We start from the raw sequence: 23,480 nt of genomic DNA on the forward strand, positions 1-23,480 counted from the left end.
GCACCCCCGCGCCGGCGGCCGGGGGACCGCTGCCCGGTCCCCCGACCGCCACCCTTCCTCCACCCCCGGCCGGGTCGCAGGGCCGTACGGCTATCGTGCACAGGTGCACGAGGCGGCCCGGAACCCCGGGCAGGGCACGTGAGGGGAGCTCCAGTTGATCGGACGGGCGCTGAACGGGCGTTACGAACTCGTCGAGATGCTCGGCGTCGGCGGCATGGCCACCGTCTGGCGCGCCGTGGACCGCGTGCTGGGCCGCCAGGTGGCCGTGAAGGTCCTCAACGGGGGCCTCGCCGACGACCCCCGCTTCGCCGAGCGCTTCGGCCGCGAGGCGCAGCACGCGGCCATGCTGGTGCACCCGAGGATCGCCATGGTCTTCGACTCGGGCGTGGACGAGGGCACCCCGTTCATCGTCATGGAGCTGGTCAGCGGACGCTCGCTGGCCGCCGTGCTGGCGCAGCAGCCCGCCCTGCCGGTGGAACGCGCCGTCGGCATCGCGGCGGCGGTCTGCGAGGCGCTGGCGGTCGCGCACGCGGCGGGACTGGTGCACCGGGACATCAAGCCCGGGAACATCATGATCACCGACGACGGCGGGGTGAAGGTCGTCGACTTCGGCATCGCCCGGGCCGCCTCCTCCGACAACCTGACCCGGACCGCGAGCGTGCTCGGCACGGCCGCCTACCTCTCGCCCGAGCAGGCCACCGCCTCGGCCCTGGACGGGCGGACCGACCTGTACGCGGTCGGCTGCGTGTTGACCGAGATGCTCACCGGCACGGCCCCGTTCACCGCCGAGACCCCGGTGGCGATCGCCTTCAAGCACGTCAACGAGCAGCCCCTGCCGCCGTCCGCGCGGCGCCCCGGCCTGCCACCCGCCCTGGACGCGGTGGTGCTGCGCCTGCTCGCCAAGGCCCCGGCCGGGCGCCCCGCCGACGCCTCCGCCGCCAGGGCCGAACTGCTCGCCACCGTGCCGGGGTTGGTCGTCGGCGATCCGACGGCCGAGCTCCTCGCGACCACCGCGGCGGCCACCCGGGTGCTCCCGCCGGTAGTGCCCGCCGCGTCGCCCCACCCCGGCGGGCAGCCGCCGCACCCGGACCAGCAGCACACCACCATGCTGCCGCCGCAGCCCGCGGCCGCCACCTCGGTGATGGCCCCGGTCCAGGCCGGGCCCCCGGCCCCCGCGCGCGTTCCGGCGCCCGCCCGCGGCAGCCGCCGCAAGCCCCTGGTGTTCGGGGCGCTGGGCGTGGCGGGCCTGGCCGGTGTGACCGCGCTGGCCCTGAGCGCGTTCGACGAACCGTCGGGCAACGCCGCTGCCCCCAAGCCGAGTACGGTCGCCACCTCGGGGGCCGCGAAGCCCACCGCCGCCCCGACGCCCGCCGCGAGCGCCACCTCCGCAGCCGCGGCGACGCCGTCGGCCCCGGTGCCCACCCAGGCCGTCCCGCGCAACCAGCCGGCGGCGCTGCAGTTGCAGTCCCTCCGTCAAGCCGTGGCCCAGGCTCAGGTCGGAAAGGACCGGGACCGTCAGACGGAGCTGCTGAGGATCCTCGACACCGCGTCCGCCCACCTCAACGAGGGCGATCCGGACGCCGCCGCGCAGGAGCTCAAGGGAGCCCAGAAGGTCATCAAGGACATGGCCAAGAAGCACGCCATCGACCCGCTGACCAATGCCAACTGGAACGCGCGCCTGTCGGCCATCTTCACCACCCTCCACGCGACGGCGGACAATCAGGACGACTGACGGACACGGTCCGCGGGGGCTGCCGTAGTCGTCTCCGAACGCTTGGACTCATGCTCGTTGCCACCGGTGGGGGCGACCGCGGGCGACGCGGGGTTGTCCACAGCCTGTGGAGAATGCTGTGCGTCGGCGGCGGGTTCAGCTCTGGCGCTTGAGCCGTCGCTCCACGTTGCTGCGGACCGCCCGGGACGCCGTCCCGGCGGCCGCGGCCAGGAACACGAAGTTGTAGAGGATCTGCACGATCACCACGAGCCGTGCCGCCTGCCCCGCCGGGGTGATGTCGCCGTACCCCACCGTCGACATCGTCACGACGGTGAAGTACAGCGCGTCCAGGCGCGTCTCCAGCCCGGCGAACTCCGACTTGTGGGCGCCCATCGCGTAGTACGTGGCGGAGAAGATGGTCGCCGCCAGTCCGATCAGGAACACCAGCCAGACCACCGGCCGCTTCGCCGTCCCCCGCAGCACCCCGACGATCTTGGCCAGCATCAGCCAGGTCAGTCCGGCCAGCGCGCAGATGAAGGCCACCCAGCTGGCGACCGGGTGGCGATCGCCCAACCACCCGAGCGGCAACGTGAAGTACCCGACCATCAGCAGCGTGAATGCCAGCAGCAGCCAGCACCAGGCCCGCACGTCGGGGGATGGTGACGAGTTCTCGGACATCCCGCCCAGCCTGTGCCGACGGAGCCCCCGGCGCCCGCCCGCCTGCGCCGTCCGGACGAACCGGCCCGGCGGCCCCCGGGGCGTGGAAGCCGCCGCGACGCGAAGGCCCCCGGACAGCGGAAAGCCCCCGGTGGGCTTCACCAGGGGCTTTCCGAAGGGCGGGGGAGACTCAGGCGGTCGTCTCGGGCCGCTTGTTCTCGGTGGCCTTGGTCACGTTGGTCGGCGTGACGGCCGGGCGGTCCGCGCTCTGCTGGGGAGCGGCGGTGCTCTGGGCGGTGCCGGCGTCCGCCGGGGGCTCGTCCTCGCGCATGGCCTTGGTCTCGGCCTTCAGGATGCGCATGGACTTGCCCAGGCCGCGTGCCATCTCCGGCAGCTTCTTCGATCCGAACAGGAGGATTACGACCGCCAGCACCACGAAGATGTGCCAGGGCTCAAGACCGTTCCGCAGCATCCCTGGCCACCGGTCCCTTCTTGTCTAGAGTCTCGGCGGGCGCTAGCGCCCGTGTTGGCCAGTATGCCTGGCCCTCACGGCGAACGGATACACCGGCCGGGAAACGCTGGCCGAAAACCAGGTGCCGCTCAAGCGGACCGCGAGGCCGGGGGCGGTCGGCGGCCCGGGGCGGGGCGGAGTTCGCGTCCGGGGCCCGCCCCGGTGTGATCAGTGGACGAACGGCACGAGTCGCCTGGTCACCCGGCGGTACTCGGCGTACTCGCTCCCGAGCGCGTCCAGCAGCAGCCGCTCCTCGGCGGTGATCCGCCAGCCGTACGCGGCGAACAGCAGCGCGGCGACCACCAGCGCGGCCGCCCAGCTGCCGGTGCCGAGGGCGTAGCCGATCCAGACCAGCAGGCTGCCGGCGTAGCCGGGGTGGCGGATCAGCCGGTACGGGCCGGTGCGCACGACGTGCTGGGTGTCCACGGTGCGCAGTGTGCGGGTGTAGTAGGCGCCCAGGGTGTGCATGCCCCAGGCCCGCAGTGCCAGCCCGGCGGCGACCAGCGCGACCCCGAACCAGCTTGCCCAGAGGGGCAGTCGGCCGATCGAGCCGTGGTCGGACACCACCACGACCAGCGCCGACGCCAGGTAGCAGCCGAGCAGCAGTCGGGTCGAGCCGCGGTCGCGGCGGTCCGCGTGCCAGGTGCCGGCGGCGGCGTCCTCGCGTCGGCGCAGCAGCAGCTCGTAGGCGACCCAGCACAGGACGCCGAGGAGGGAGAGGAGGGCGGGCAGGGACATGGCGGCTCCCGGCGGTCGGAGGGACCCCTTCACGGTCCTCCCCCGGGGCCGCCGGGGCACGCACCCGGGGGTGGACGCAGACCGTCCACCCCCGGGTGGACGGTCACTCCGTCCGCCGCGCCAGCAGGTAGCCGCGCCGGGTGGGGGCCTCCTCGGGCAGGCCCTCGCGCTCCATCCGCACCTCGACGCCGAATCCGGCCCGGGCGAGGTGGTCGGCGACGGTCTCGGTCTCCAGGAAGTGGAAGTCCACGTCCACCGGGTGGCCCCACCACTCCTCCATCCGCCGCACCTCGGTGCCCAGGTGGAAGGAGACCAGTAGCACCCCGCCGGGTCGCAGCACCCGCCGCACCTCGGCGAACGCGGGTGCCAGCTCGTCCGGTTCCAGGTGGATCACCGAGTACAGCGCCACGGCGGCCGCGAACTCCCCGTCGGCGGCGGGCAGGGCCAGCAGGTCGCCGGTCCGGAACGCGGCCTTCGGCTGCTCGCGCCGGGCGAGTTCGACCATCCGCGGCGAGAGGTCGACCCCGACCACCTCGGCCCCGTGCCCGGCCAGCCAGCCCGCCACGTGTCCGGGGCCGCACCCCAGGTCCGCCACCACGCCGCCGGCCGCCTCCTCCAGGACCACCCCCAGCAGCGCCCGATCCACCGTCTTGTACGCCAGCTCACCCCCGATCCGCCCCAGGTACTCCTCAGCCACCGTGTCGTAACTCCCGCGCACCCGCGCCCGATCAGCACCCATGCCCCCACCCTGGCACGCCGCGCCTGCCACGGATGCGGGTTGACGGAAACCGGACGGCCGGCCACGCGCGCGGCGTCCGTGCCAGTGCCCCCGTCGGCCGCGGGCCGTGCGGTGGGGTCTGTCGCCGTGCCGTCGGATCCGGACCGCCGTGAACGGCGGAGAGCCCCCGCCCTGGGGTGGGCGGGGGCTCTCGATGACTCGCGTGGATCGGGCCGGGGTGGGTCAGACGGTGGTGGGTTCGGGCGCGGGGGTCGGGACGGGAGCGGCGGCCGGGAGGTGACGCATCAGGCGGTAGGCCAGGAGCGCGGCGCCGAGGGCGAGGACCACGCCGACCCCGGCGGCGACGTGCAGGCCGTCGGTGAAGGCGGTACGGGCGGTCTCCAGCAGGTCGGCGCCGAGGCGGCCGGGCAGCTGGGCGGCGACGGCGACCGCGCCGCCGAGGGTGTCCTGGGCCGCGTGGGCGGCCTCGCCCTGGACGCCCGCCGGGAGGGCGGCACCGTCCAGCTGGTGGCGGTAGACCGCGGCACCGGCCGCGCCGAGCAGGGCGATGCCGAGCGAGCTGCCGAGCTCGACCGCGGTCTCCGAGGCGGCGGAGGCGGCGCCGGCCTGCTCGACCGGGGCGGCGGAGACGACCATCTCGGCGGTCATCGTCATGGTGCCGACCGTCCCGGCGGCCAGCACGCCGGCCGCGGTGAGGATGAGCGCCAGCGGGGAGTGCGCGCCGACCTGCGTCATCATCGCGAAGCCCGCCGCGCCGATCAGGAACCCGCCGCCCATCAGCGCCGCCGGGCGGACCTTGCCGGCCAGCGCCGAGCTGATCCCGACGGCCGCGCCGACGCCGACGCTCGGCACCAGCGACCAGAGCGAGGCGGTCAGCGGGCTCATGCCCTTGACCAGCTGCAGGTACTGCGAGGTGAAGAGGGAGAAGCCCATCATCGCGAACATCGCGATCGTGTTGACGCTGATCGCGCCGCTGAAGGTGCGGATCCTGAACAGGCTCAGGTCGAGCAGCGGGTTCGCGGCGGTGCGCTGGCGCCACACGAAGGCGGCGGCGAGCAGCAGGCCGGCCGCGATGGCCAGTGCGGGCAGCAGGCTCCAGCCCTCGACGGCGATGGTCTTGACCCCGTAGACGAGCGGCAGGATCGCGGTCAGCGAGAGCGCGGCGCCGAGCAGGTCGAAGCGGCCAGTGGGGGTCCCTCCGGCCGAAGGCCGGGGGAGGGCGGTGGAGCGGTACTCGGGGAGCAGGACGGGCGCGGTCAGCAGCACCAGGGCCATCACCGGGACGGCGGGCAGGAAGGCCGAGCCCCACCAGAAGTGGTCGAGCAGCAGGCCGCCGGCGACCGGGCCGAGGGTGGCCCCGGCGGTGAGGATGCCGCCCCAGGCGCCGAGGGCGACCTGCCGCTGCTTGGGGTCGTGGAACATGTTGCGGATCAGCGCGAGGGTCGAGGGCATCACGGTGGCCCCGGCGGCGCCGAGCAGGGCGCGGGCCGCGATCAGCTGGTTCGCGTCGTTCGACCAGGCGGCCAGCAGCGAGGCGCCGATGAAGCCGGCGGCGCCGATCATCAGCAGCCGGCGGCGGCCGATCCGGTCGCCCAGCGAGCCCATCGTGATGAGCAGCCCGGCCAGCAGGAACGAGTACATGTCCATGATCCACAGCTGCTGGGTGCCGCTGGGCGCCAGCGTGGTGGAGATGAACGGGACGGCGAAGAAGAGCACGCCCATGTCCATGGAGAGGACGAGGGTCGGGAGCAGGAGGACGGCCAGGCCGATCCATTCGCGACGGCCTGCGCGGCCGGTGGTTGCGGTCATGGGGAAGACAGTACGGGCGTGTCAGACGCTTGTCTAGTACGTATGTGTAAATCGACCGTGCAAGACAGATGTGCAAGACATTCGTCCAGTCCTTCCGTAGGATCGGGGCATGGGAAACCGCGAAGACCTGATGGCCGGCGCCAAGCGCTGCCTGTACGAGAAGGGCTACGGGCGCACCACCGCCCGCGACATCGCCACCGCCTCCGGTGTCAGCCTGGCCGCGATCGGCTACCACTTCGGCTCGAAGGACGCGCTGCTCAACGCGGCGATGATCGAGGCGATCGGCGAGATGGGGGAGTCCCTGGGCGAGGTGGTGTTCGCCGCCAACCAGGTGTCCGACGATCCGGAGGAGCGCTTCGCCGCCGTCTGGGAGGGCCTGCGGAACGTCTTCGTCAAGCACCGCGGACTCTGGGCGGCCCAGTTCGAGGCGCTCGCGCAGGCCGGGCACGCCCCCGAACTGGCCGAGGCCTTCGCGGGAGCGCAGAAGGAGGGCCGGTTGGGGCTCTCCGCCCTGTTCCAGGGGCTGCCCGAGGTGGTGGACACCGAGGAGGAGGAGGTCCGCGGCGCCTTCTACCAGACCCTGCTGGCCGGCTACGCCGCCCAGTGGCTGGCCGCGCCCGACCTCGCGCCCAGCGGGCAGGACTTCCTGCGCGGGCTGCGGCTGGTCAGCGGCAGCGTGCTCAACCCGGGCTGAGCCGTCCGGGCCGGGCGTCAGGTCGTGACGGCGGTCAGCAGCACCACCGAGTCGACGTGCGCCAGCAGCCCGTGCCGCTCCTGCGGGACGGGCTCCAGGCGCCCGGCCGACAGCTCCAGTCGCCGGCCGGCGATGGTCAGCGAGATCCGGCCGCGCAGCACCTGGAGGCTCCCGGCGGTGGGCGGATTGTGCTCGTCCAGCGCGGTCCCGGCGGTCAGCGCGATCACGGTCTGCCGCAGGACGCCGTCGTGCAGCACCAGGTGGGCGCTGCGCCCGTGCGGGCTCTCGGCCGCGAGGGCGGCGTGCTCCACGGCGAGCTGTTCGAGATCGGACATCGCGCGTCCTCCTGACCTTTGCTGCCAGGGTCGCGGACTCACCCGGGTCGCGCACCCGGAGGCGTTCGACGTGCAGCCCGCGCGTACTGCGCTCATCGTGGAGGCATGGCGACCAACGAGAATTTCTTCAGCGGGTTCCAGGTCAACCGCTCGCTGCTGGCCGGTGGCGTGGTGCTCACCGGCATCGGTGCGGCGCTCGGCGCGGCCGGGACGGTGATGGTGTGTGCGGCGCTGGCAACGGCCGGCCGCGACTGGGTGCGGAAAATGGACGCGCCGCCGACCGCGATCGCCCACCGGGCGTTGCACGGGGCGAAGGCGGCGTCCGCCGCGGGCTGGGATGCCTGGCGTGCCGAGCAGACCTCGCCCAACTGACCGGACCGGCAAGGGCGCGGCGGGCCGCCATGGGGGTGCGGCCCGTCGTGCCGTCCGGCCCGGACGGGCCTACAGCCCCATCGACTTGGCGATGATGCTGCGCATGACCTCGCTGGTGCCGCCGTAGATCCGGAACACCCGGTTGTCGGTGTAGAGCCGGGCGATCGGGTACTCCAGGATGTAGCCGTAACCACCGTGCAGCTGGAGGCACTTGTCGATCACGGTGGAGGCCGACTCGGTGCAGAAGAGCTTCGCCGCGGCCGCGTCGGCCACGGTCAGCTCGCCGCTCTGGTACAGGTCCAGCGCGCGGTCCACCATCGACTGCTGCGCCACCACCTGGGCCTCGCAGTCGGCCAGGGTGAACTTGGTGTTCTGGAACTCGGCCACGGCCTTGCCGAACACCTTGCGGTCCTTGACGTACTGCACCGCGAACCGGATCGCCGCCGCAGCCGCCGCGTACGCGCCGACGGCGATCGCCAGGCGCTCCTGCACCAGGTTGTGGGTCAGGTAGGAGAAGGCCTTGCCCTCCTCGCCGAGCAGGTTCTCCACCGGCACCCTGACGTCGCTGAACGCCAGCTCGGCGGTGTCCGAGGTGCGCAGGCCGATCTTCTGCAGCTTGCGGCCGACGGTGTAGCCCGGGGAGGTGGTGTCCACGCACAGGATGGACAGGCCGGCCCGGCGGTTGTCCGGGTCGTACGCGGCGGTGCGGCAGACCACCAGGACCAGGTCGGCGAGCACTCCGCCGGTGATAAAGGTCTTGGCGCCGTTCAGGACGTAGTGGGTGCCGTCCTCGGAGAGCCGCGCGGTGGTGGTGATGCCCGCGAGGTCGGAGCCGGCGCCCGGCTCGGTCATCGCGATCGCGGTCATGATGTCACCGGAGACGAAGCCGGGCAGCCAGCGCCGCTTCTGCTCGTCGTTCGCGTACTCCAGCAGGTACGGCAGCACCAGCCCGGTGTGCACGCCGGAGGAACCGAAGCTGACGCCCGCCCGGGCCGTCTCCTCGGCGATCACCGCCTGGTACTTGAACCCGCTCTCGCCCGCGCCGCCGTACTCCTCCGGCACCTCGATGCCGTACACGCCGAGCGCGCCGAGCTGCCGGTAGAAGTCGCGCGGCGGGTGGCCCTCGGCCTCCCAGCCCTCGTAGACCGGGACGACCTCATTGGCGATGAAGTCCCGGATGGTCTCCCGGAAGGCCTCGTGGTCCTCGTTGAACACGGTGCGGCGCACGGCGGCGCTCCCTTCGACGGTGCCGGCCGGAGCTGCCGGCGGGGCGGAACGTACCAGGTGATGGCCCCACAAGTTAATCTCGGGTAGCTTCGACTGTCCAGAGTCGACAGGTGTGGAAAACACGGTCGGCGGGGGTGCCGAGTGAATCCTTGCTAGCCTTCGCTCGACGCCGGATCCAGGCCGGTTCGACGCCCGCTCGATGCCCGTTCGATGCCCGTTCGGCACTCGGATCGGCACTCGGATCGGCACTCGGTCGGCACCGGCGGGTACTCGACCGGACAGGAGGGAGGTGCGCCATGGTGGTCCGACGGCCGCCCGGGCGGCGCGCCCAGATCCTCGCCGTGGCCGCCGACCGCTTCCACCGCAGCGGCTACCACCAGGTCTCGATGACCGAGGTCGCCGCCGGGGTCGGCATCACCGCGCCCGCGCTCTACCGGCACTTCCGCGGCAAGCCCGAACTGCTCGACCGGGCAGTCCGGTTGGGGTTGGACGAACTCGCCGGCGGGCTGCGTGCGGCCGGTACCGCGGAGGAGGTCGGCGCCGTGCTGGCCGCCGTCGCGGTCGGTCACCGCCCGCTCGGCACCCTGGTGCAGCGCGACGCCCGGCTGCTGCCGCCCGCCCGGCGGGCCGCGCTACGCCGCGAGCTGCGCGCCGACGTCGCGCTGATGACCGCCGTACTGCGCGCGGAGCGGCCCGAACTGCCTTCGGCCGATGCCGAGTTGCTGTGCTGGTCGGCGCTCTCGGCCTGCGCCGGACTCTCGTACCAGTCGGCCGCGCCGCAGCCCCGTCGCGCCGAGGCGCTGCTGCGCGAGCTGGTCGCGGCCGTCCTCGCGGTCTCGCCGACCGGCGCGGCCGCCGAGCCCGAGCCAGAGCCCGAGCTTGTGCCCCGGTCCGTACCCGAGCCCGCGGCCGGACCGGTGCCGGGGCCGAGGCCGCAGGCGCGCCGGGAGGAACTGCTCGCGGCGGCCGTCCGGCTGTTCCACCAGCGTGGCTTCGACAACGTCAGTACCGACCAACTCGGCGCCGCCGTGGGCATCTCCGGCCCCAGCGTGTACCGGCACTTCGACAGCAAGGCCCACCTGCTCGCCGCCTCGCTGGTGCGCAGCCGCGAGCGGCTCTGGCACGAGGTGGACGGCGCGATCACCGCCGCCGACGGACCCGGGGCGGCACTGGCGGCCGGGCTGGGCGCGTACGTCGGCTTCGCGCTGCGCAACGGCGACTACCTGGGCGCGATGCTCAGTGAGACGGAGCGGCTGGCGCCGCCGGACCGGCGGGCCGCGGTGGACTTCCGGCGGGACTTCCTGCGCACCTGGGTCGGCCTGCTGCGGCAGGTGCGCCCCGACTGCGACGCGGCGGCCGCCCGGATCCGGGTGCACGCGTTGTTCGCGCTGGTCAACGACGGGGTGCGGAACCGCCCGCACAGCGTCCGGCCCGACCTTGAGGACTGCCTGCTGCGCCTCGGCCGGGCCGTGCTGGGGCTGTCCTGAGACGCGGCACGGGCCGGGTGCCCGCCCCGTGGTGACGGGACGGGCACCCGGCCCGGCGGGCGCGGCCTAGTAGAGGACGTGCGGGTGGTACACCCGGGCGTCGACGTTGCCGTTGCCCTGCAGGGCGCCGACGTTCCCGCCGTTGCCGGCCACGGCGAGGCCGTTGTTCTGGTTGGAAGCGCCCGAACCGGTGGCCGTCTGCTGGGTGTTGACCAGGTTGCCGTTGACGGTGCCGATGACGTTGCCGGAGCCGACGTTGCTCACCACGCCGGCGTTGGAGTGGTCGATCGCGCCGGCGCCGTTGTCGGCGTGCGCGGTGGCGGCACCGAGCCCGACGAGGAGGAACGCCCCGAGGGCGGTGACGGCGGCGGCTGCGCGAATACGGAACACGCTGATCTCCCTGACTGGACGTGCGAATTGTGGCGCGTTCCGGAGTGGCCGCTCCGGAGCTTCGTTGCCTGACGTCGCCTGATCAGCATTCACCGGTGATCGGACGAACTCCACCGAACGGGTGGCAATTCCTCCGATGGTGGAGGCCCGGTCAATTGCGAGTTGACCGCAATCCGTCATTCCGTCGAGAAGAAAGAAATGGTGGGCAGATTGTCGCACTGGCACACTGGGGACCCATGTCTGAAGGTGCCCAGCCCGAGCCCACCCCCGTCGAGGACCTGCGGACGACCGAGGTCGATCTCGGCGGCCTGGTGAACGTCCTCGCCACCCACCTCTACTCCACCCCGCTGGTCGCCCTGCGCGAACTCGTCCAGAACGCGCACGACTCGCACACCCGCCGGCTCCTGGAGGACCCGGAGGGCGACCACCGTCCGCTGATCCGGGTGCGCGCGGACGCCGCCCGGCGCACCGTCGCCATCGAGGACACCGGGGCCGGCCTGACCGAGCCCGAGATCCACTCCTACCTCGCCACCGTCGGCACCGGCTACACCCGCATGCTGCGCGAACTGACCGGCAACCAGGAGCTGATCGGCGCCTTCGGGCTGGGCTTCCTGTCCGCGTTCTCGATCGCCGACGAGGTGACCGTCACGACCACCTCGCACCGCGAGCCGCGGCTCGGCCACCGCTACCGCAGCCGCGGCGGCGAGCAGTACCGGGTCGAGCCGGTGCCCGCCCGGCCCCGCCCGGGCACCGTGGTCGAGCTGGCGCTCAAGGCCGAGCACTCCCACCTCGCCGACGAGGACACCCTGCGCGAAGTCCTCGGCCGGTACTGCGTGTTGCTCCCGATCCCGGTCTACGTCGGCGAGGACGAGCAGCCCGTCAACTCCGTCGAGGTGCCCTGGCGCCAGGCGCTGGGGGGCGATCAGCACGCCGCCCGGATGCGCTTCGCCACCGCCTTCGGCCGCCGCTTCGAGCCGCTCACCGCCTTCCCGGTGCACCCGGTCGACGGCGTCACCGACGCGGTCGGCCTGCTCTGGGTCCAGGACGGCGGCACCTACGGCAGCAGCGACAACCGAGACCTCGCCGTCTACCTGCGCGGCATGCTGCTCGCCGAGGACGCCCGCGACCTGCTGCCCGGCTGGGCCGGGTTCATCGGCGGCGTGGTCGAGTCCGGTCGGCTCACCCCCACCGCCAGCCGGGAGGACCTCCAGCGCGACGAGCACTACCGCGTGCTCCGGAAGGCGCTCACCGACGCCATCGTGGACGGCCTCTACGAGACAGCCCGGCTGCGGCCCGCCGCCTGGCGCCGCATCCTCACCCGGCACGGCCAGGACCTGCTGGGCGCCGCGCTGTGCGACGAGCGGCTGTTCACCCTGCTCGCCGACGACGTCCCGGTGCCCACCTCGCAGGGCGACCTCACCGCGGGCGCGCTGCGCGCGGCGGGAGGCGGAGCGGTGCACGTCGCGCTCGGCACCGGCGGCGGCTTCGAGGAGATGCTCTACCGGGCGATGCAGGTGCCGATCGCCCGCGGCGACCGCTACGCCGTGCTGCCCTTCCTGCGCCGCTACGCCCGACTGCGCGGCTGCCGACTGGTCGAGCTGGGCAGCGAGCAGGGCAACCGCGAGCTGTTCCGCGACCCGGAGCGGCCGCTGCCGGAGGGCGAGGAGGCCTGGCTGGCCGCCGCCCTCGCCGACCGGGGCGAGCAGCTCGTCCCGGCCCGCTTCGACCCGCCCGGCCTGCCGCTGGTGCTCGTCCCGGACCGCGAGGCCGAGCTGAAGGCCCGGATCGAGGACGACCAGGCCGACGCCCGGATCCCGTCGGCCGCTCTGCGGCTGGCCCGCGCCTTCACCGCCCGCACCGACGGCGAGGTCAAGGCCCGGCTCTACCTCAACCTGGCCTGCCCGGCGGTCCGGGACCTGCTCGCCGCCTACCGCAGCGGGCACACCGGCAGCGCCACCGCGGCGGGGCTGCTCCGCTCGCTCAAGGTGATCATGGCCGCGGCCTCCTCCGGCCCCGCCGAGGGCGACCTCACCGCCGCGCTGACCGGCGTCGGCACGGCGGTCTCCGCGCTGACCGCCGCCGTCCCGGCCGGGCTGCCGGACGTCCCGGACAGCCCCGGCGCCCTCTCGGACGAGGCGTGACGGACGGATTGTCAGTGGTCCGCGGTAGACAACTCATCAGCACGACGCAGGGGGAAGAAGCATGACCACCGACATCTGGTCCTGGGTGCGCGACGCCCACCGGCAGTTGGCCGAGGCCGGCCACCACCGGCTGGCCGACGCCATCGTCGAGCTGCCCGAGCACGCCACCGAGGGCCGCAACGACCAGCTGGACGCGCTGTACCCGGAGGCGGTCGCCGCCGCGCGGTCGCTCGGCCTGCCCTGGGTCGAGGTCTACCTGCGGCACTGGCGGATGCAGAACCTGCTGAACAAGCGCCAGCAGGGCGAGGCGGTCATGCCCGAGGTGATCGACCTGCTGGAGTTCGCCCACCGGGAGGAGACGGCCGGCTGCCCGCAGTCCGTCTGCGTGGTGCAGGACTTCGCGATCTGCCACGCCCGGGTCGACGGGCCCGGGTACGCCACCGAGCGGCTGGAGGTGGTCGGCGAGACGCTGGACCGGATCGAGCCCGGCCGGGCCTGCTACGACTGCCTCTCCCGCGAGTACTCCGACGCCCTGGAGGACGACGGCCGGGCCGCCGAGGCGCTCGACCACCTGGACGCCGCCGCCGACCGGATGCGCGCGGCCGGCCAGCGGGTCTCGCTCCGCTTCCACCAGGCCCGGGCCGGCACCCTGCACCTGCTCGGCCGGTACGAGGAGGTGGTGGACCTGCTGGACACCGCCGAGCGGGCCGAACAGAAGCCGGGGCACCGGCTGGACGAGCGCGACCAGCGCTGGGGCGCCGTGCTGCGGGCCCGCGCGCTCGCCGCGCTCGGTCGGACGGAGGAGGCGCTCGCCCTGCTCCCCGACCGCGCCGAGGCCGAGCAGCACGCCGACCTGCGGCCCACCTGGACACAGACGGTCGAGCTGCTGGCCGCGGCCGGCGCGTGGGAGAACGACGCCGAGCTGGGCGCCGTGCTGGCCGGCTGGGTCGGCTACCTGGACGACGCCGGCGCGCACCGCCCCTGTGTGGACCTGCTGCTGGCGGCGGGTCGGCTCGCCCTCGCGCGGGGCGCCCGCACGGTGGCCCTGACGCTCGCCGCGACCGGAGAGCGCAAGCTCACCCGGTTGCGGCGCACCGACGGCGTGTCCGAGGAGGTCGCCGCCTTGCGCGCGGCCGCCGAGGCACTGCCGGAGCCCGAGCTGCCCGTCCCGCCGGGCGAGCTGACGGCGTACCTGGCCGAGGCCGAGGTGCCCTTCGAGACCGGCGCCGACCTGCTCTCCGTCGCCCTGGACCGGTACCGGGGTGAGCAGGCCGGCGCCACCGGGCTGACGGTGCTGCTGGCCACCGTGCTGGGCGGCCTCGGCCACGCCCGGGCCGCGGCCGACCTGCTGTGGCAGCGGCTGGAGACGGACCCGGAGGACCGGGAGCTGACCGGCACGCTCGGCGAGCTGCTGATCGCCGCCCGGGACGCCGAGGGCGTGCGCCGCCTCGCCGACCGGCTGGCCGCCACGGCACCGGCCGACGGGCACTGGATACGCGCCCGCTGGGCCGCCGCCGAGAACCGGTGGACGGAAGCCCTGGAGCAGTGCGGGGCGATCCTGCTGCTGGACGACGGGGTGCTCAACACCCGCCGCCTCGCCGCCCGCGCCGCCACCGAGCTGGGAGACCACGCCGCCGCGCAGCGGCTCTACCAGGAGCTGCTGGAGCGGGCGCTGCCCGCCGAGGACGCCCCGGACGACGAGGACCACCGGGTGGTCCGGGAGCCCGACCTCTGGCACCTGATCACCGCGGCCAGTGCCAACCGGGACTGGGCCGTGGTGCGCTCCACCGGCGCGCTGCTCGACATCGAGTTCGACGAGCCCGAGGGCCCGGTGGACGAGGAGTGGCAGCTGATCACCGTCCGGGCCGCCCGTACCAACGGCGCGACGGTCGACCTGCCCGCGGTCCGGACCGGACCGGCCACCGCCCGCATCCTGCCGGTGCTCGGCGACGATCTGACGCTCAACCACGGCGACGTGGTGGTCTTCGCCCCGGCCCTGCTGGAGCGCCCGCCGGCCGAGGACGCCCCGGAGGAGGAGCAGCGGAGCTGGCGCCCGGTGTTCGAGCTGCTCACCATGCTCGACCCGGCCGGGTACACCACCTACTGGATCGACGGCGGCTGGCCCGGCGACGAACCGTGGGGCACCCTGCGCGAGCGGCTGCAGGAGTCCGGCTACGCGCTCTGGGCGTACAGCGGTGACCACTACCGGATCACCGACCCGGCGGACGGGGACGAGGACGAGGACGCGACGCTGCCCGGGATCTACGCGGCCGTCGGGGTGCCGCCGACCGCCTCGGCCGCCGAGGCCGACGCGCTGCTGCACCGGCTGACCGGCGACTGGCCGCACCCGCTCGCCTGGCCGGTCCTGGCAGAGGCGGCCGGCGCGGACGTCGCCCGGCACGAGGAGATCGTCGAGCGCTACGGCCTCTGACCCCTCCGCACGACCACCCGGCCCCGGCGGGCCGGCCCTCCCGGGCCCCGCCGGGGCCGTGCGCGTTCCCGGCCCGGCCCCCGGCCTCCGCCGCGAGGTTCCGGCGCCCGGGTTTCGCCGTGCGGTTCCGGATTCGGCGCTTCGCTCTGCGGTTCCGTGCCACCGCCCGGGCCGGGAACCATCTGCCCCCGAGTCGAGTCTTTGTCAATGCTTTACCATTCCATTGCCAAGACTCGACCTCCGGGAGTGCCCGCACCGTGACCAGCCTCGCCCTCGGCCCGTCCTGGCTCGATCCGACCACCCTGATCTCCACCTTCGGCCTGCTCGGCATCCTGGCCATCGTCTTCGCCGAGTCCGGCCTGCTGATCGGCTTCTTCCTGCCCGGCGACTCGCTGCTGTTCACCACCGGCCTGCTGGTGGCCGGCGGCACCTACCTGCACCAGCCGCTCTGGCTGGTCTGCGCGCTGATCGTGGCCGCGGCCGTGGCCGGGGACCAGGTCGGCTACCTCTTCGGCCGCAAGGTCGGTCCGAGCCTGTTCCGCCGCCCCGACTCGCGGGTCTTCAAGCAGGAGAACGTCGAGAAGGCCGCCGCCTTCTTCGACCGGCACGGGCCCAAGGCGATCGTGCTGGCCCGCTTCGTGCCGGTGGTGCGCACCTTCACCCCGATCGTCGCCGGGGTGAGCAGGATGAACTACCGCAGCTTCGTCGTGTGCAACCTGGTCGGCGGCGTGCTGTGGGGCGGCGGGGTCACCGTGCTCGGCTACTTCCTGGGGCAGATCCCGTTCGTCCGGGACAACATCGAGGCGATCCTGGTGGGCATCGTGCTGGTCTCGGTGATCCCGGTGGCGATCGAGCTGCTGCGGGCCCGCCGGTCCCGCGCGGCCGCCGCCACCCGCCACCGCGCCGGGTAGGCGCCCGTCGCCCCGGCCACGGGACGTCGCGTACATGTGCGTCCGGCTGTTCGATCAGGCAAGGTGTAACCCGAGATCGAGCGGTGGGTGGCCGGTGCCACCAGGGGCGGCAAGGAGTGGAAGTGCCTAAGCGGGGCCGACCGGGTGCGGGCAAGCGGGCGAGGGGAGGCCGGGCGGTCCGCCAAGCGCGGCAGTCACCCCCGAAGCCGGTGCACCCCGCCGAGGCCCCGCCCACCGAGGGCCTGCTCGGCCACCCCGCCCCGCCCGTCGAGCCCACCACCGTCGTCCCGCTCCTCCCACCCGTCCCGGAGACCAAGGGCCTGCTGGCGCCCGAGCCGCAGCCGCCCGCCGAGCCCGCGCCGCTCCCCGGGCCCCCGGCGTCCGCCGGGCCGCACCCGGACCTCACCGTCGACGTGCGCCCCCGGGAGGCGGCCCCCCGGGGGACCGAGCCGGGGAGCGCGGCCCGCCCGGCCCGCCGCCGCTCGGTCGCCGACGACACCCTGACGCCCGAGGAGTGGCGGGCGGCCGGGTACACCCCGCCGACCGGCATCCCGATCCCCGACCTGACCGCCGGCGCGCCCGGCGAGGCGCCCTGGCCGGACCGGATGCGCACGCTGCTGCGCACCCCGATGTCCGAGCGCCCGTCCTTCGAGCGGACCGCCCGCGAGCTGCACCCCTCCGCGGGCACCGCCCGCAATGTCCCCCGCATCCTCGACCTGACCCTGCGCATCGGCGAACTGCTGCTGGCCAGCGGCGAGGCCGCCGAGGACGTCGAGGCGGCGATGCTCGGCATCGCGCACGCCTACCGGCTGGACCGCTGCGAGCCGCAGGTGACGTTCACCCTGATCGGCATCTCGCACCAGCCCTCGCTGGTCGAGCCGCCGGTCACCGCCGACCGCGTGGTGCGCCGGCGCACGTCCGACTACACCCGGCTGAACGCGGTGTACGAGCTGGTCGCGGACATCACCGCGGAGAAGGTCTCGGTCAACGACGCCTACCGCCGGCTCGCCCTGATCCGCCGCAACCGGCACCCGTACCCGGCCTGGCTGCTCGCCCTGACCACCGGTCTGCTGGCCGGGGCGGCGACCTTCCTGGTCGGCGGCCGGATCGACGACAAGGCCTGGCTGGTCTTCGCCAGCGCTTTCATCGCGGCTGTCCTCGGCGACCGGCTGGCCTCCGGGCTGGCCCGGCGCCGGCTGCCGGAGTTCTACCAGTTCGTGGCGGCCGCGATGCCGGCCGCCGCCTCCGGGATCATCCTGTCCTTCAACGACTGGGGCCTGCGCGGCTCGGTCGTGATCACCGGTGGCCTGTTCGCCCTGCTGCCCGGGCGCGCCCTGGTGGCCGCCGTCCAGGACGGCCTGACCGGCTTCTACATCACGGCCGCGGCCCGCCTGCTGGAAGTGATCTACCTGGTCGCGGGCATCGTGATAGGCGTCATGGTGATCCTCTACCTGGGCGTCGGCTTCGAGGCGAAGCTGCGGCCGGACGAGAGCCTGGCCGGGATCAGCTACCCGCCGGTGCAGATGGTCGCCGCGATGGTGCTGACCCTGGCCTTCGCGATGCTGCTGCAGACCGACCGCCGCACGCTCGCCCTGGTCACGGCCAACAGCGGCATCGGCTGGGCCAGTTACGGCGCGCTGGTCTACAACGCGGGCGTCAACCCGATCGCGGCGACCGGGGTGGCGGCCGGACTGGTCGGTCTCTTCGGGCAGCTGATGGCGCGCTACCGCAACGGCTCGGCGCTGCCGTACGTGACCGCCGCGATCGGCCCGCTGATGCCGGGTTCGGCGCTCTACCTCGGGATGCTCGCCTTCGCGCAGGGGCACTCCAGCGCCGGTCTGGTGTCGGTCTTCCGGGCGGCGGCGATCGCGATGGCGCTGGCGGTCGGGGTGAACCTCGGTGGGGAGATAGCCCGGCTGTTCCTGAAGCTGCCGGTGGGCGCCGAGCTCCCGTCGCTCTACCCGGCGGTGCCGCGTCGGGCGGCCAAGCGCACCCGGGGGTTCTGACCGTGCGTTGACCCGTGTTGGAGGCCCGTTGGGCCCCGGGCCATGTCACGGCAGGCAGGACGCAGGACCAGGAACGAAGGTAAGCCGCATGACCACACTGTTGGACAGCTACCGCGACCACATCGTCAACGCGCACAAGCAACCGCTGTTCCTGCTGCTGGTCGGCTTCATCACGTCCTTCGTCTTCATCCGGTTCAGCGTCCGGATGATCCGCGCCAAGGTGCGCTGGTGGCCCGGCAACGTGACCCCCGGCGGCCTGCACATCCACCACATGGTGTTCGGCCTGGGCTTCCTGCTGCTCGGCGGCATCGGGGTGTTCGCCACCTACGGCGGGCAGCCCTGGATGGACTGGTTCGGGCTGGCCTTCGGCATCGGCTGCGGTCTGGTGCTGGACGAGTTCGCGCTGATCCTGCACCTGGACGACGTGTACTGGAGCGAGCAGGGCCGCAAGTCGGTGGACGCGGTGATCTTCGGGATCCTGTTCACCGCCCTCCTGCTGATCGGGTACGTGCCGTTCGGCGCGCTGCCCGGTGAGGACACCAGGTGGGGCCTGATCGCGGTGATCTCGGTGAACGCGCTGGCTTCGGTGATCACCCTGATCAAGGGGAAGATGTGGACCGGCCTGCTCGGGATCATGGTCCCCGGCCTGTCCTGGATCGGCGCGATCCGGCTGGCCCGTCCGAGCAGCCCCTGGGCGCGCTGGCGGTACTCCACGCGTCCCCGCCGCCGGGCGCGTGCGCTGCGGCGTGAGCGCCTGCTGCACCGGCGCGCCGACCGGGCCCGCACCTGGCTCTTCGACCTGATCGCCGGCGCCCCCGACAAGGTGCCGGCCAACCACCCGGCCGCCCACCGGGTCGCCGAGCGGATGGCCGCCCGGGCCACCGCCCACCTCGACGCGCACGCCGCCCGGGGGCTGGCCCGCCGCCAGGCCAGGCTGGCCGACCGCCGCTCGGCGGCGGCCGCCGCCGGGGCCACGGCCAGGCCCCCGAGCGGGGACGGCCAGGCATCCGCGGCCGGTCCGGTCCGCAGTCACCGGGCGCAGCAGCGCCGCCGTACGGTCCGGGCCGGGCGCAGTCGGACCTACGCGGTCGGCCCGAGCGGCCTGGAGCGCCGGCCCGAGCGGCACCCCCGGCTGCGGACGCACACCCGCCGGATCCGCCGGTAGTCCGCACACCGTTCGTGTTCGGTCGGAGCCGAGTCCGAGTCGGATCATCTGATGGTCACTCGACCGGCGGAGCGCTTTCCGGGCGTGAAGGCCGCCGGAATTGAGAACATGACGCCATGTGACTGTTCTGTCATGTGATGGGACGATTAGTCGGACTCCCTGCCGCCCGGCCACCCGCTGCCCGTGTGCCGCGCGCCGTCCGCCGCCGTCCCTCCGGACCCGTGAGAAGGGAAGTCGCGTGGCGCGCAGGCTCCTGCCGACCCTCCTGTTGTCGCTCACCGCCCTGTTCGGGCTGCTCCCCACCGCCCACGCCGCCGCGGCCGACCCCGAACCGGCGGCCGGCCGGGCCCGGGGCGAGGAACCGTACCCGAGCACCGAGGCGATCGACCGCGCCCGGGCCGAGGCCGACGCGAAGGCCTCCTCGGCCGCCGCCCTGGAGGCCGCGCTCACCGCCGCCCGGACCGAACTGGACCGGGCCGGGCGCAGCGCCGGGCGTGCCGTCGAGGCCTACAACGGCGCCCGGCTCGCCCTCACCCGGGCCCGGGCCGAGGAGAGCGCCGCCGCGCAGCGCGCCGCCGTCGCCGAGGCCGAGCGGTCGGCCGCCGCCGAGGACGCGGCCCGGCTCGCCGCCGAGACGTACCGTCAGGGCGCGGGCGCCGAACTGTCCGCGCTCAACGCGCTGCTCGGCTCCCACGGCGCGCGCGAGGCCGGCGACCGCGCCGCCGAGGTCCGCCAGGTCAGCGAGCGCACCCGGCAGATCCTGGACGCCGCCACCTCCACGGCCGCCGCCGCCCGGAGCGCCTCCGCCGCCGCCCGCACCGCCACCGGGGCCGCCGAGCGGGCCGCCGCCGAGGTCGGCGCGGCCAGGGCGCGGGCCGAGCAGCGGCTGGCAGCCCAGCAGGGCGAGGTGGCCGCCGCCACCCGGCACCGCGAGCAACTGCTCACCGAGCTGGCCGCCGCCCGGAACACCACCGTCGAGCTGGAACGCAAGCGCCGCGAGGCCCTGGAGGCGGTCGCCGCCCGCGAGGCCGAGGCCGCCGCCCGGGTCGGCGCGGAGCAGACCGCCCGGGAGGCCGAGGCCGCCGAAGCCGCGGCGGCCGCCGGCAAGGCCTCCGCCGTGCCGTCCGCCGAGCCACCCGCCAAGGCCCCCGCCGAGCCGCCCGCCGAGCCGTCCGTGATGCCGCCTGCCGAGCCGCCCGCCGAGCCGTCCGCGATGCCGCCGGCCGAGCGGCCGTGGTCCGCCGAGGGTGCGGCCGCGGCGGTCGCCTTCGCCAAGTCCAAGATCGGCCTGCCCTACGTCTGGGGCGGCGAGGGCCCGGCCGGCTACGACTGCTCGGGGCTGACCATGATGGCCTGGCGCGAGGGCGGCCGGCAGCTCGACCACTTCGCCGCCGACCAGTACGCCCGGAGCACCCGGATCGGCTACCGCCAGCTGCGCCCCGGGGACCTGGTGTTCTGGACGGACACCGGGCAGGCCGCCGACATCTACCACGTGGGGCTCTACATCGGCGAGGACCAGATGATCGAGGCCCCGCGCGCGGGCATGCCGATCAAGCAGGCCAGCCTCTGGATCATGGGTACCCCGGACTTCTACGCCCGGCCGTGAGCCCCTGCCCCGAGCCTCGATCGCGGGCCCGCCCCCGATCGCGAGCCCGCCCCCGATCGCGGGCCCGCCCCGATTGCGAGTCCGCCTCGATCGCGCCGGCCCCGGTGCCCGGGCCGGAGGCGCGGACCGGGCACCGCCCCGACCGGAGCCGGGGCCCGGTCAGTGCTCGGACAGCGCCTTGTCGTCCTGCTCCGCGAGCAGCTCCGCCACACCCGTGCCGTCCCCCGTCGTCCGTCGGATTTCGGCCCGCAGGCTACCGGTCGAGCAGGAGGCCCAGTTCCTCCCGGCGGGCGCGCAGCCCCACGCCCGCCCAGACCCAGGCGGCGCAGAGCGGGATCGTCAGGAGGGCGACCGCTACCGCCCCGCCGATCCGGCCGATGATGTCGGAGTCGCAGGCCTCCTGCAGGTGGAAGCTGCTCGGCTCGTAGAAGGCCGGGGAGCCGCAGTCCCCGCCGGCCGGCGAGAGGACCAGCCAGGCCGCCCAGAGCCAGCCGGCGACCGTCAGCGCGCCCAGCGCCTTCACCGTGGTGCTCCGGCCCTCGTACTCCTTCAGTTTGCGGAGGTATTCGTCCTCCATGGCTCCCCCCTCGGGAGATCGTCCGTTCGTGACGTGGATGAGTGGCACGAGGATGGCAGCAAGGCGACTGCGGCACCAATGTCGGTGGTCGGGGTTAGCGTGGTCGCTCGACCGTTCTGAGGAGGCGTCATGCTGCTGCGCGATGTTCGGGCGGGGGATGTCGAGGCCTACATCCGGATGCGCTGCGACCCGGTGATGATGGCCGAGCTGGGCGGGCCGCTGCCCCGGGAGCGGGTGGAGGAGCGGCTGCGCAAGGACGTGGTCGAGGCGGCGGCGGACCGCTGCTGGGTCAAGATGATCGTCCCGGACGGCACCGAGGGCGGCGAGGCCGCGGGCACGGTCAACCTCTGGTCGGGCGATGAGGACGGCGAGACGGTGTCCGAGATCGGCTGGATGGTGCTGCCCGCGTACCAGGGCCGCGGACTCGCCAAGCGGGCCGTCCGCCGGGTGCTGGACGCTGCCGCCGAGGACGGCCGCTGGGGCGAGGTGCACGCCAATCCCGGGGTGGCCAACGGCCCGTCCAACGGGATCTGCCGGGCGCTCGGCTTCCGGCTGCTCGGCGAGCGGGACCTGGATTTCGCGGACCGGATCCTGCGGACCAACCACTGGGTGGTGGTGCCGGGGGAGCACGTCGGGTCGGGCACGGATTAAACCGGGTGCTGCCGCCGGAGGGCCGCCGTACCGTGGCTCCATGGGCAACAGCATCGATCACGCAGCCGTCGACATCGTGGACGGGCTCCGGGTGCGGGCCGTTTCCGAGGACGAGGTGGAGGCCTGGGACCGCGCGCTGACCCTCGGATTCCTGCGCCCGCACGTGGGCAGCGCGGCGGACGTGCGCCGTCGGGAGTGGGCGCCGGGCCGGATGCTGGCAGGCTTCGACGGCGACCGCCAGATCGCCACCTTCCGCAGCTACGACGCCGAGTTGACCGTCCCGGGCGGGGCCGTCATCACGGCCGACGCCATCACCCACGTCACGGTCAGCACCACCCACCGCCGCCGGGGCCTGCTCAGCACCATGATGCGCCGGGACCTCGCCGCCGCCGCCGAGCGCGGTACGGCCGTCGCCATCCTGATCGCCGCCGAGTACGGCATCTACGGCCGGTTCGGCTTCGGCCCGGCCACCCGGGGCGCCGGCTGGCGGGTCGACCTGCGCCGCGCCCGCGGCCTGCGCGAGGGCCTGCCGGGCGTCCCCGGCGGCCGGATCGACTTCGTCACCATGGCGGAGCTGCGCGAAGTGGGCCCCGTCCTGCACGACCGCTGGCGGCGCACCCAGCCGGGCGCGATCGACCGCTACGAGCTGTGGTGGCAGCTCACCACCGGCGAGGTCCAGGTGCCCGGCTCCGACTTCAAGGAGCCGTTCGCGGCCGTTCACCGGGACGCCGACGGCACGGTCACCGGTCTGGTGCTCTACCGGGTCGAGGACAAGTGGGACGGCGACTACCCCGACTGCACGCTCACCGTCGAGGAGTTCACCGCCCTCGACCTGCCCACCACGGTCGAACTCTGGCGCTTCCTGTTCTCCGTCGACTGGGTGGCCCGGATCGCGGTGGCCAACGCCTCCCCGGACGACCCGCTGCCGCTGCTGCTCCAGGACCGGCGCGCGGCCACCCCGCACGAGGACAGCTCGGACTACCTGTGGCTGCGCGTGCTGGACGTCGAGGCCGCGTTCGCCGCCCGGACGTACGGCGCGCCCGGCCGGGTGGTGCTGGAGGTGGACGACAAGCTCGGTTTCGCGTCCGGCCGTTGGGCACTGGAGGCCGCCGCGGACGGCACCGGCCGCTGCAGCCGCACCACGGACGACGCCGACCTCGCCCTCGGGGCCACGGAGTTGGGCTCGCTCTACCTCGGCGCGGAGACGGCCCCGAGGCTGGCCGCGGCCGCGTTGGTCACCGAGCTGCGCCCGGGTGCGGCCGCCGCTGCGGACCTGCTGCTGCGCACTCCGCTGCAGGCCTGGAACCCGGACATGTTCTGAG

The 23,480-nt window shown here is 74.2% G+C and carries 21 protein-coding genes; 12 read left to right on the plus strand and 9 right to left on the minus strand.

All coding sequences use genetic code 11. The features are described 5' to 3' along the window. Positions 1–154 precede the first annotated feature (154 nt). A complete protein-coding gene (locus ABTY56_RS36100; RefSeq protein ID WP_350633850.1) occupies positions 155–1,732 on the plus strand; it encodes a protein kinase domain-containing protein in 1,578 nt (525 codons plus the stop codon). A gap of 135 nt (positions 1,733–1,867) precedes the next feature. On the opposite strand, the gene ABTY56_RS36105 is transcribed toward ABTY56_RS36100, so the two are convergent. The 5 genes from ABTY56_RS36105 to ABTY56_RS36125 form a co-directional block, all read right to left on the minus strand. Further along, positions 1,868–2,389 carry a potassium channel family protein gene (locus ABTY56_RS36105; RefSeq protein ID WP_350633851.1) on the minus strand — a complete coding sequence of 174 codons (522 nt, stop codon included), beginning with the start codon at positions 2,387–2,389 and terminating at the stop codon, positions 1,868–1,870. A gap of 169 nt (positions 2,390–2,558) precedes the next feature. Continuing rightward, the gene (gene tatA / locus ABTY56_RS36110) at positions 2,559–2,840 is read right to left on the minus strand and encodes a Sec-independent protein translocase subunit TatA (RefSeq protein WP_350633852.1); all 282 of its coding nucleotides are present in this window, start codon (positions 2,838–2,840) and stop codon (positions 2,559–2,561) included. 207 nt (positions 2,841–3,047) lie between these two features. Then, positions 3,048–3,617, minus strand: a complete 570-nt coding sequence (locus ABTY56_RS36115) for a methyltransferase family protein (protein ID WP_350633853.1) — start codon at positions 3,615–3,617, stop codon at positions 3,048–3,050. Between the two features lie 103 nt (positions 3,618–3,720). Continuing rightward, entirely contained in the window at positions 3,721–4,356 is a 636-nt protein-coding gene (locus ABTY56_RS36120; protein ID WP_350633854.1) for a class I SAM-dependent DNA methyltransferase, read from the minus strand. Between the two features lie 222 nt (positions 4,357–4,578). Further along, the gene (locus ABTY56_RS36125; protein WP_350633855.1) at positions 4,579–6,165 is read right to left on the minus strand and encodes an MFS transporter; all 1,587 of its coding nucleotides are present in this window, start codon (positions 6,163–6,165) and stop codon (positions 4,579–4,581) included. Positions 6,166–6,274: 109 nt separating this feature from the next. On the opposite strand from ABTY56_RS36125, the gene ABTY56_RS36130 reads away from it, so the two are divergent. Further along, a complete protein-coding gene (locus tag ABTY56_RS36130; RefSeq protein WP_350633856.1) occupies positions 6,275–6,859 on the plus strand; it encodes a TetR/AcrR family transcriptional regulator in 585 nt (194 codons plus the stop codon). A 17-nt stretch (positions 6,860–6,876) separates the two neighbouring features. On the opposite strand, the gene ABTY56_RS36135 is transcribed toward ABTY56_RS36130, so the two are convergent. Further along, a complete protein-coding gene (locus ABTY56_RS36135; RefSeq protein WP_350633857.1) occupies positions 6,877–7,194 on the minus strand; it encodes a cupin domain-containing protein in 318 nt (105 codons plus the stop codon). Positions 7,195–7,299: 105 nt separating this feature from the next. Between ABTY56_RS36135 and ABTY56_RS36140 the strand changes: the two genes are divergently transcribed. Next, a complete protein-coding gene (locus tag ABTY56_RS36140; protein ID WP_350633858.1) occupies positions 7,300–7,566 on the plus strand; it encodes a hypothetical protein in 267 nt (88 codons plus the stop codon). Between the two features lie 69 nt (positions 7,567–7,635). On the opposite strand, the gene ABTY56_RS36145 is transcribed toward ABTY56_RS36140, so the two are convergent. Beyond that, positions 7,636–8,793 (minus strand): acyl-CoA dehydrogenase family protein, encoded by a 1,158-nt coding sequence (locus ABTY56_RS36145; RefSeq protein ID WP_350633859.1) that lies wholly within the window; start codon positions 8,791–8,793, stop codon positions 7,636–7,638. Positions 8,794–9,089: 296 nt separating this feature from the next. On the opposite strand from ABTY56_RS36145, the gene ABTY56_RS36150 reads away from it, so the two are divergent. Beyond that, on the plus strand, positions 9,090–10,280 hold the full coding sequence (locus ABTY56_RS36150; RefSeq protein WP_350633860.1) for a TetR family transcriptional regulator: 1,191 nt from the start codon (positions 9,090–9,092) through the stop codon (positions 10,278–10,280). A 66-nt stretch (positions 10,281–10,346) separates the two neighbouring features. On the opposite strand, the gene ABTY56_RS36155 is transcribed toward ABTY56_RS36150, so the two are convergent. Continuing rightward, the gene (locus ABTY56_RS36155) at positions 10,347–10,670 is read right to left on the minus strand and encodes a hypothetical protein (RefSeq protein WP_350633861.1); all 324 of its coding nucleotides are present in this window, start codon (positions 10,668–10,670) and stop codon (positions 10,347–10,349) included. 236 nt (positions 10,671–10,906) lie between these two features. Here ABTY56_RS36155 and ABTY56_RS36160 point away from each other — a divergent pair, with 236 nt between their 5' ends. From ABTY56_RS36160 to ABTY56_RS36185, 6 genes are all read left to right on the plus strand, one after another. Beyond that, complete coding sequence (locus ABTY56_RS36160) at positions 10,907–12,811, plus strand: ATP-binding protein (RefSeq protein WP_350633862.1); 1,905 nt, start codon at positions 10,907–10,909, stop codon at positions 12,809–12,811. 61 nt (positions 12,812–12,872) lie between these two features. Beyond that, positions 12,873–15,242, plus strand: coding sequence for a hypothetical protein (locus tag ABTY56_RS36165; protein ID WP_350633863.1), 2,370 nt, complete (start codon positions 12,873–12,875; stop codon positions 15,240–15,242). Between the two features lie 257 nt (positions 15,243–15,499). Then, positions 15,500–16,153 (plus strand): DedA family protein, encoded by a 654-nt coding sequence (locus ABTY56_RS36170; RefSeq protein ID WP_350633864.1) that lies wholly within the window; start codon positions 15,500–15,502, stop codon positions 16,151–16,153. A gap of 209 nt (positions 16,154–16,362) precedes the next feature. Next, a complete protein-coding gene (locus ABTY56_RS36175) occupies positions 16,363–18,159 on the plus strand; it encodes a threonine/serine exporter family protein (protein WP_350633865.1) in 1,797 nt (598 codons plus the stop codon). A gap of 88 nt (positions 18,160–18,247) precedes the next feature. After that, positions 18,248–19,324, plus strand: coding sequence for a hypothetical protein (locus tag ABTY56_RS36180; protein WP_350633866.1), 1,077 nt, complete (start codon positions 18,248–18,250; stop codon positions 19,322–19,324). 238 nt (positions 19,325–19,562) lie between these two features. Next, positions 19,563–20,930 (plus strand): C40 family peptidase, encoded by a 1,368-nt coding sequence (locus ABTY56_RS36185; RefSeq protein WP_350633867.1) that lies wholly within the window; start codon positions 19,563–19,565, stop codon positions 20,928–20,930. Positions 20,931–21,183: 253 nt separating this feature from the next. Here ABTY56_RS36185 and ABTY56_RS36190 read toward each other — a convergent pair whose 3' ends face one another. Further along, positions 21,184–21,507 carry a hypothetical protein gene (locus ABTY56_RS36190; protein WP_350633868.1) on the minus strand — a complete coding sequence of 108 codons (324 nt, stop codon included), beginning with the start codon at positions 21,505–21,507 and terminating at the stop codon, positions 21,184–21,186. A 129-nt stretch (positions 21,508–21,636) separates the two neighbouring features. Here ABTY56_RS36190 and ABTY56_RS36195 point away from each other — a divergent pair, with 129 nt between their 5' ends. Next, positions 21,637–22,158 carry a GNAT family N-acetyltransferase gene (locus tag ABTY56_RS36195; protein ID WP_350633869.1) on the plus strand — a complete coding sequence of 174 codons (522 nt, stop codon included), beginning with the start codon at positions 21,637–21,639 and terminating at the stop codon, positions 22,156–22,158. 40 nt (positions 22,159–22,198) lie between these two features. Beyond that, the gene (locus ABTY56_RS36200) at positions 22,199–23,479 is read left to right on the plus strand and encodes a GNAT family N-acetyltransferase (RefSeq protein WP_350633870.1); all 1,281 of its coding nucleotides are present in this window, start codon (positions 22,199–22,201) and stop codon (positions 23,477–23,479) included. Position 23,480 lies beyond the last annotated feature (1 nt).

It is taken from the genome of Kitasatospora sp. NPDC097691, assembly GCF_040302665.1.
In the GTDB taxonomy this organism is placed as follows: domain Bacteria; phylum Actinomycetota; class Actinomycetes; order Streptomycetales; family Streptomycetaceae; genus Kitasatospora.

Coding starts and splice junctions, on each gene's coding strand:
- ABTY56_RS36105 (WP_350633851.1), bottom strand. CDS start 2,389: ATGTCCGAGAACTCGTCACCATCCCCCGACGTGCGGGCCTGGTGCTGG.
- tatA (WP_350633852.1), bottom strand. CDS start 2,840: ATGCTGCGGAACGGTCTTGAGCCCTGGCACATCTTCGTGGTGCTGGCG.
- ABTY56_RS36115 (WP_350633853.1), bottom strand. CDS start 3,617: ATGTCCCTGCCCGCCCTCCTCTCCCTCCTCGGCGTCCTGTGCTGGGTC.
- ABTY56_RS36120 (WP_350633854.1), bottom strand. CDS start 4,356: ATGGGTGCTGATCGGGCGCGGGTGCGCGGGAGTTACGACACGGTGGCT.
- ABTY56_RS36125 (WP_350633855.1), bottom strand. CDS start 6,165: ATGACCGCAACCACCGGCCGCGCAGGCCGTCGCGAATGGATCGGCCTG.
- ABTY56_RS36130 (WP_350633856.1), top strand. CDS start 6,275: ATGGGAAACCGCGAAGACCTGATGGCCGGCGCCAAGCGCTGCCTGTAC.
- ABTY56_RS36135 (WP_350633857.1), bottom strand. CDS start 7,194: ATGTCCGATCTCGAACAGCTCGCCGTGGAGCACGCCGCCCTCGCGGCC.
- ABTY56_RS36140 (WP_350633858.1), top strand. CDS start 7,300: ATGGCGACCAACGAGAATTTCTTCAGCGGGTTCCAGGTCAACCGCTCG.
- ABTY56_RS36150 (WP_350633860.1), top strand. CDS start 9,090: ATGGTGGTCCGACGGCCGCCCGGGCGGCGCGCCCAGATCCTCGCCGTG.
- ABTY56_RS36160 (WP_350633862.1), top strand. CDS start 10,907: ATGTCTGAAGGTGCCCAGCCCGAGCCCACCCCCGTCGAGGACCTGCGG.
- ABTY56_RS36165 (WP_350633863.1), top strand. CDS start 12,873: ATGACCACCGACATCTGGTCCTGGGTGCGCGACGCCCACCGGCAGTTG.
- ABTY56_RS36180 (WP_350633866.1), top strand. CDS start 18,248: ATGACCACACTGTTGGACAGCTACCGCGACCACATCGTCAACGCGCAC.
- ABTY56_RS36190 (WP_350633868.1), bottom strand. CDS start 21,507: ATGGAGGACGAATACCTCCGCAAACTGAAGGAGTACGAGGGCCGGAGC.
- ABTY56_RS36195 (WP_350633869.1), top strand. CDS start 21,637: ATGCTGCTGCGCGATGTTCGGGCGGGGGATGTCGAGGCCTACATCCGG.
- ABTY56_RS36200 (WP_350633870.1), top strand. CDS start 22,199: ATGGGCAACAGCATCGATCACGCAGCCGTCGACATCGTGGACGGGCTC.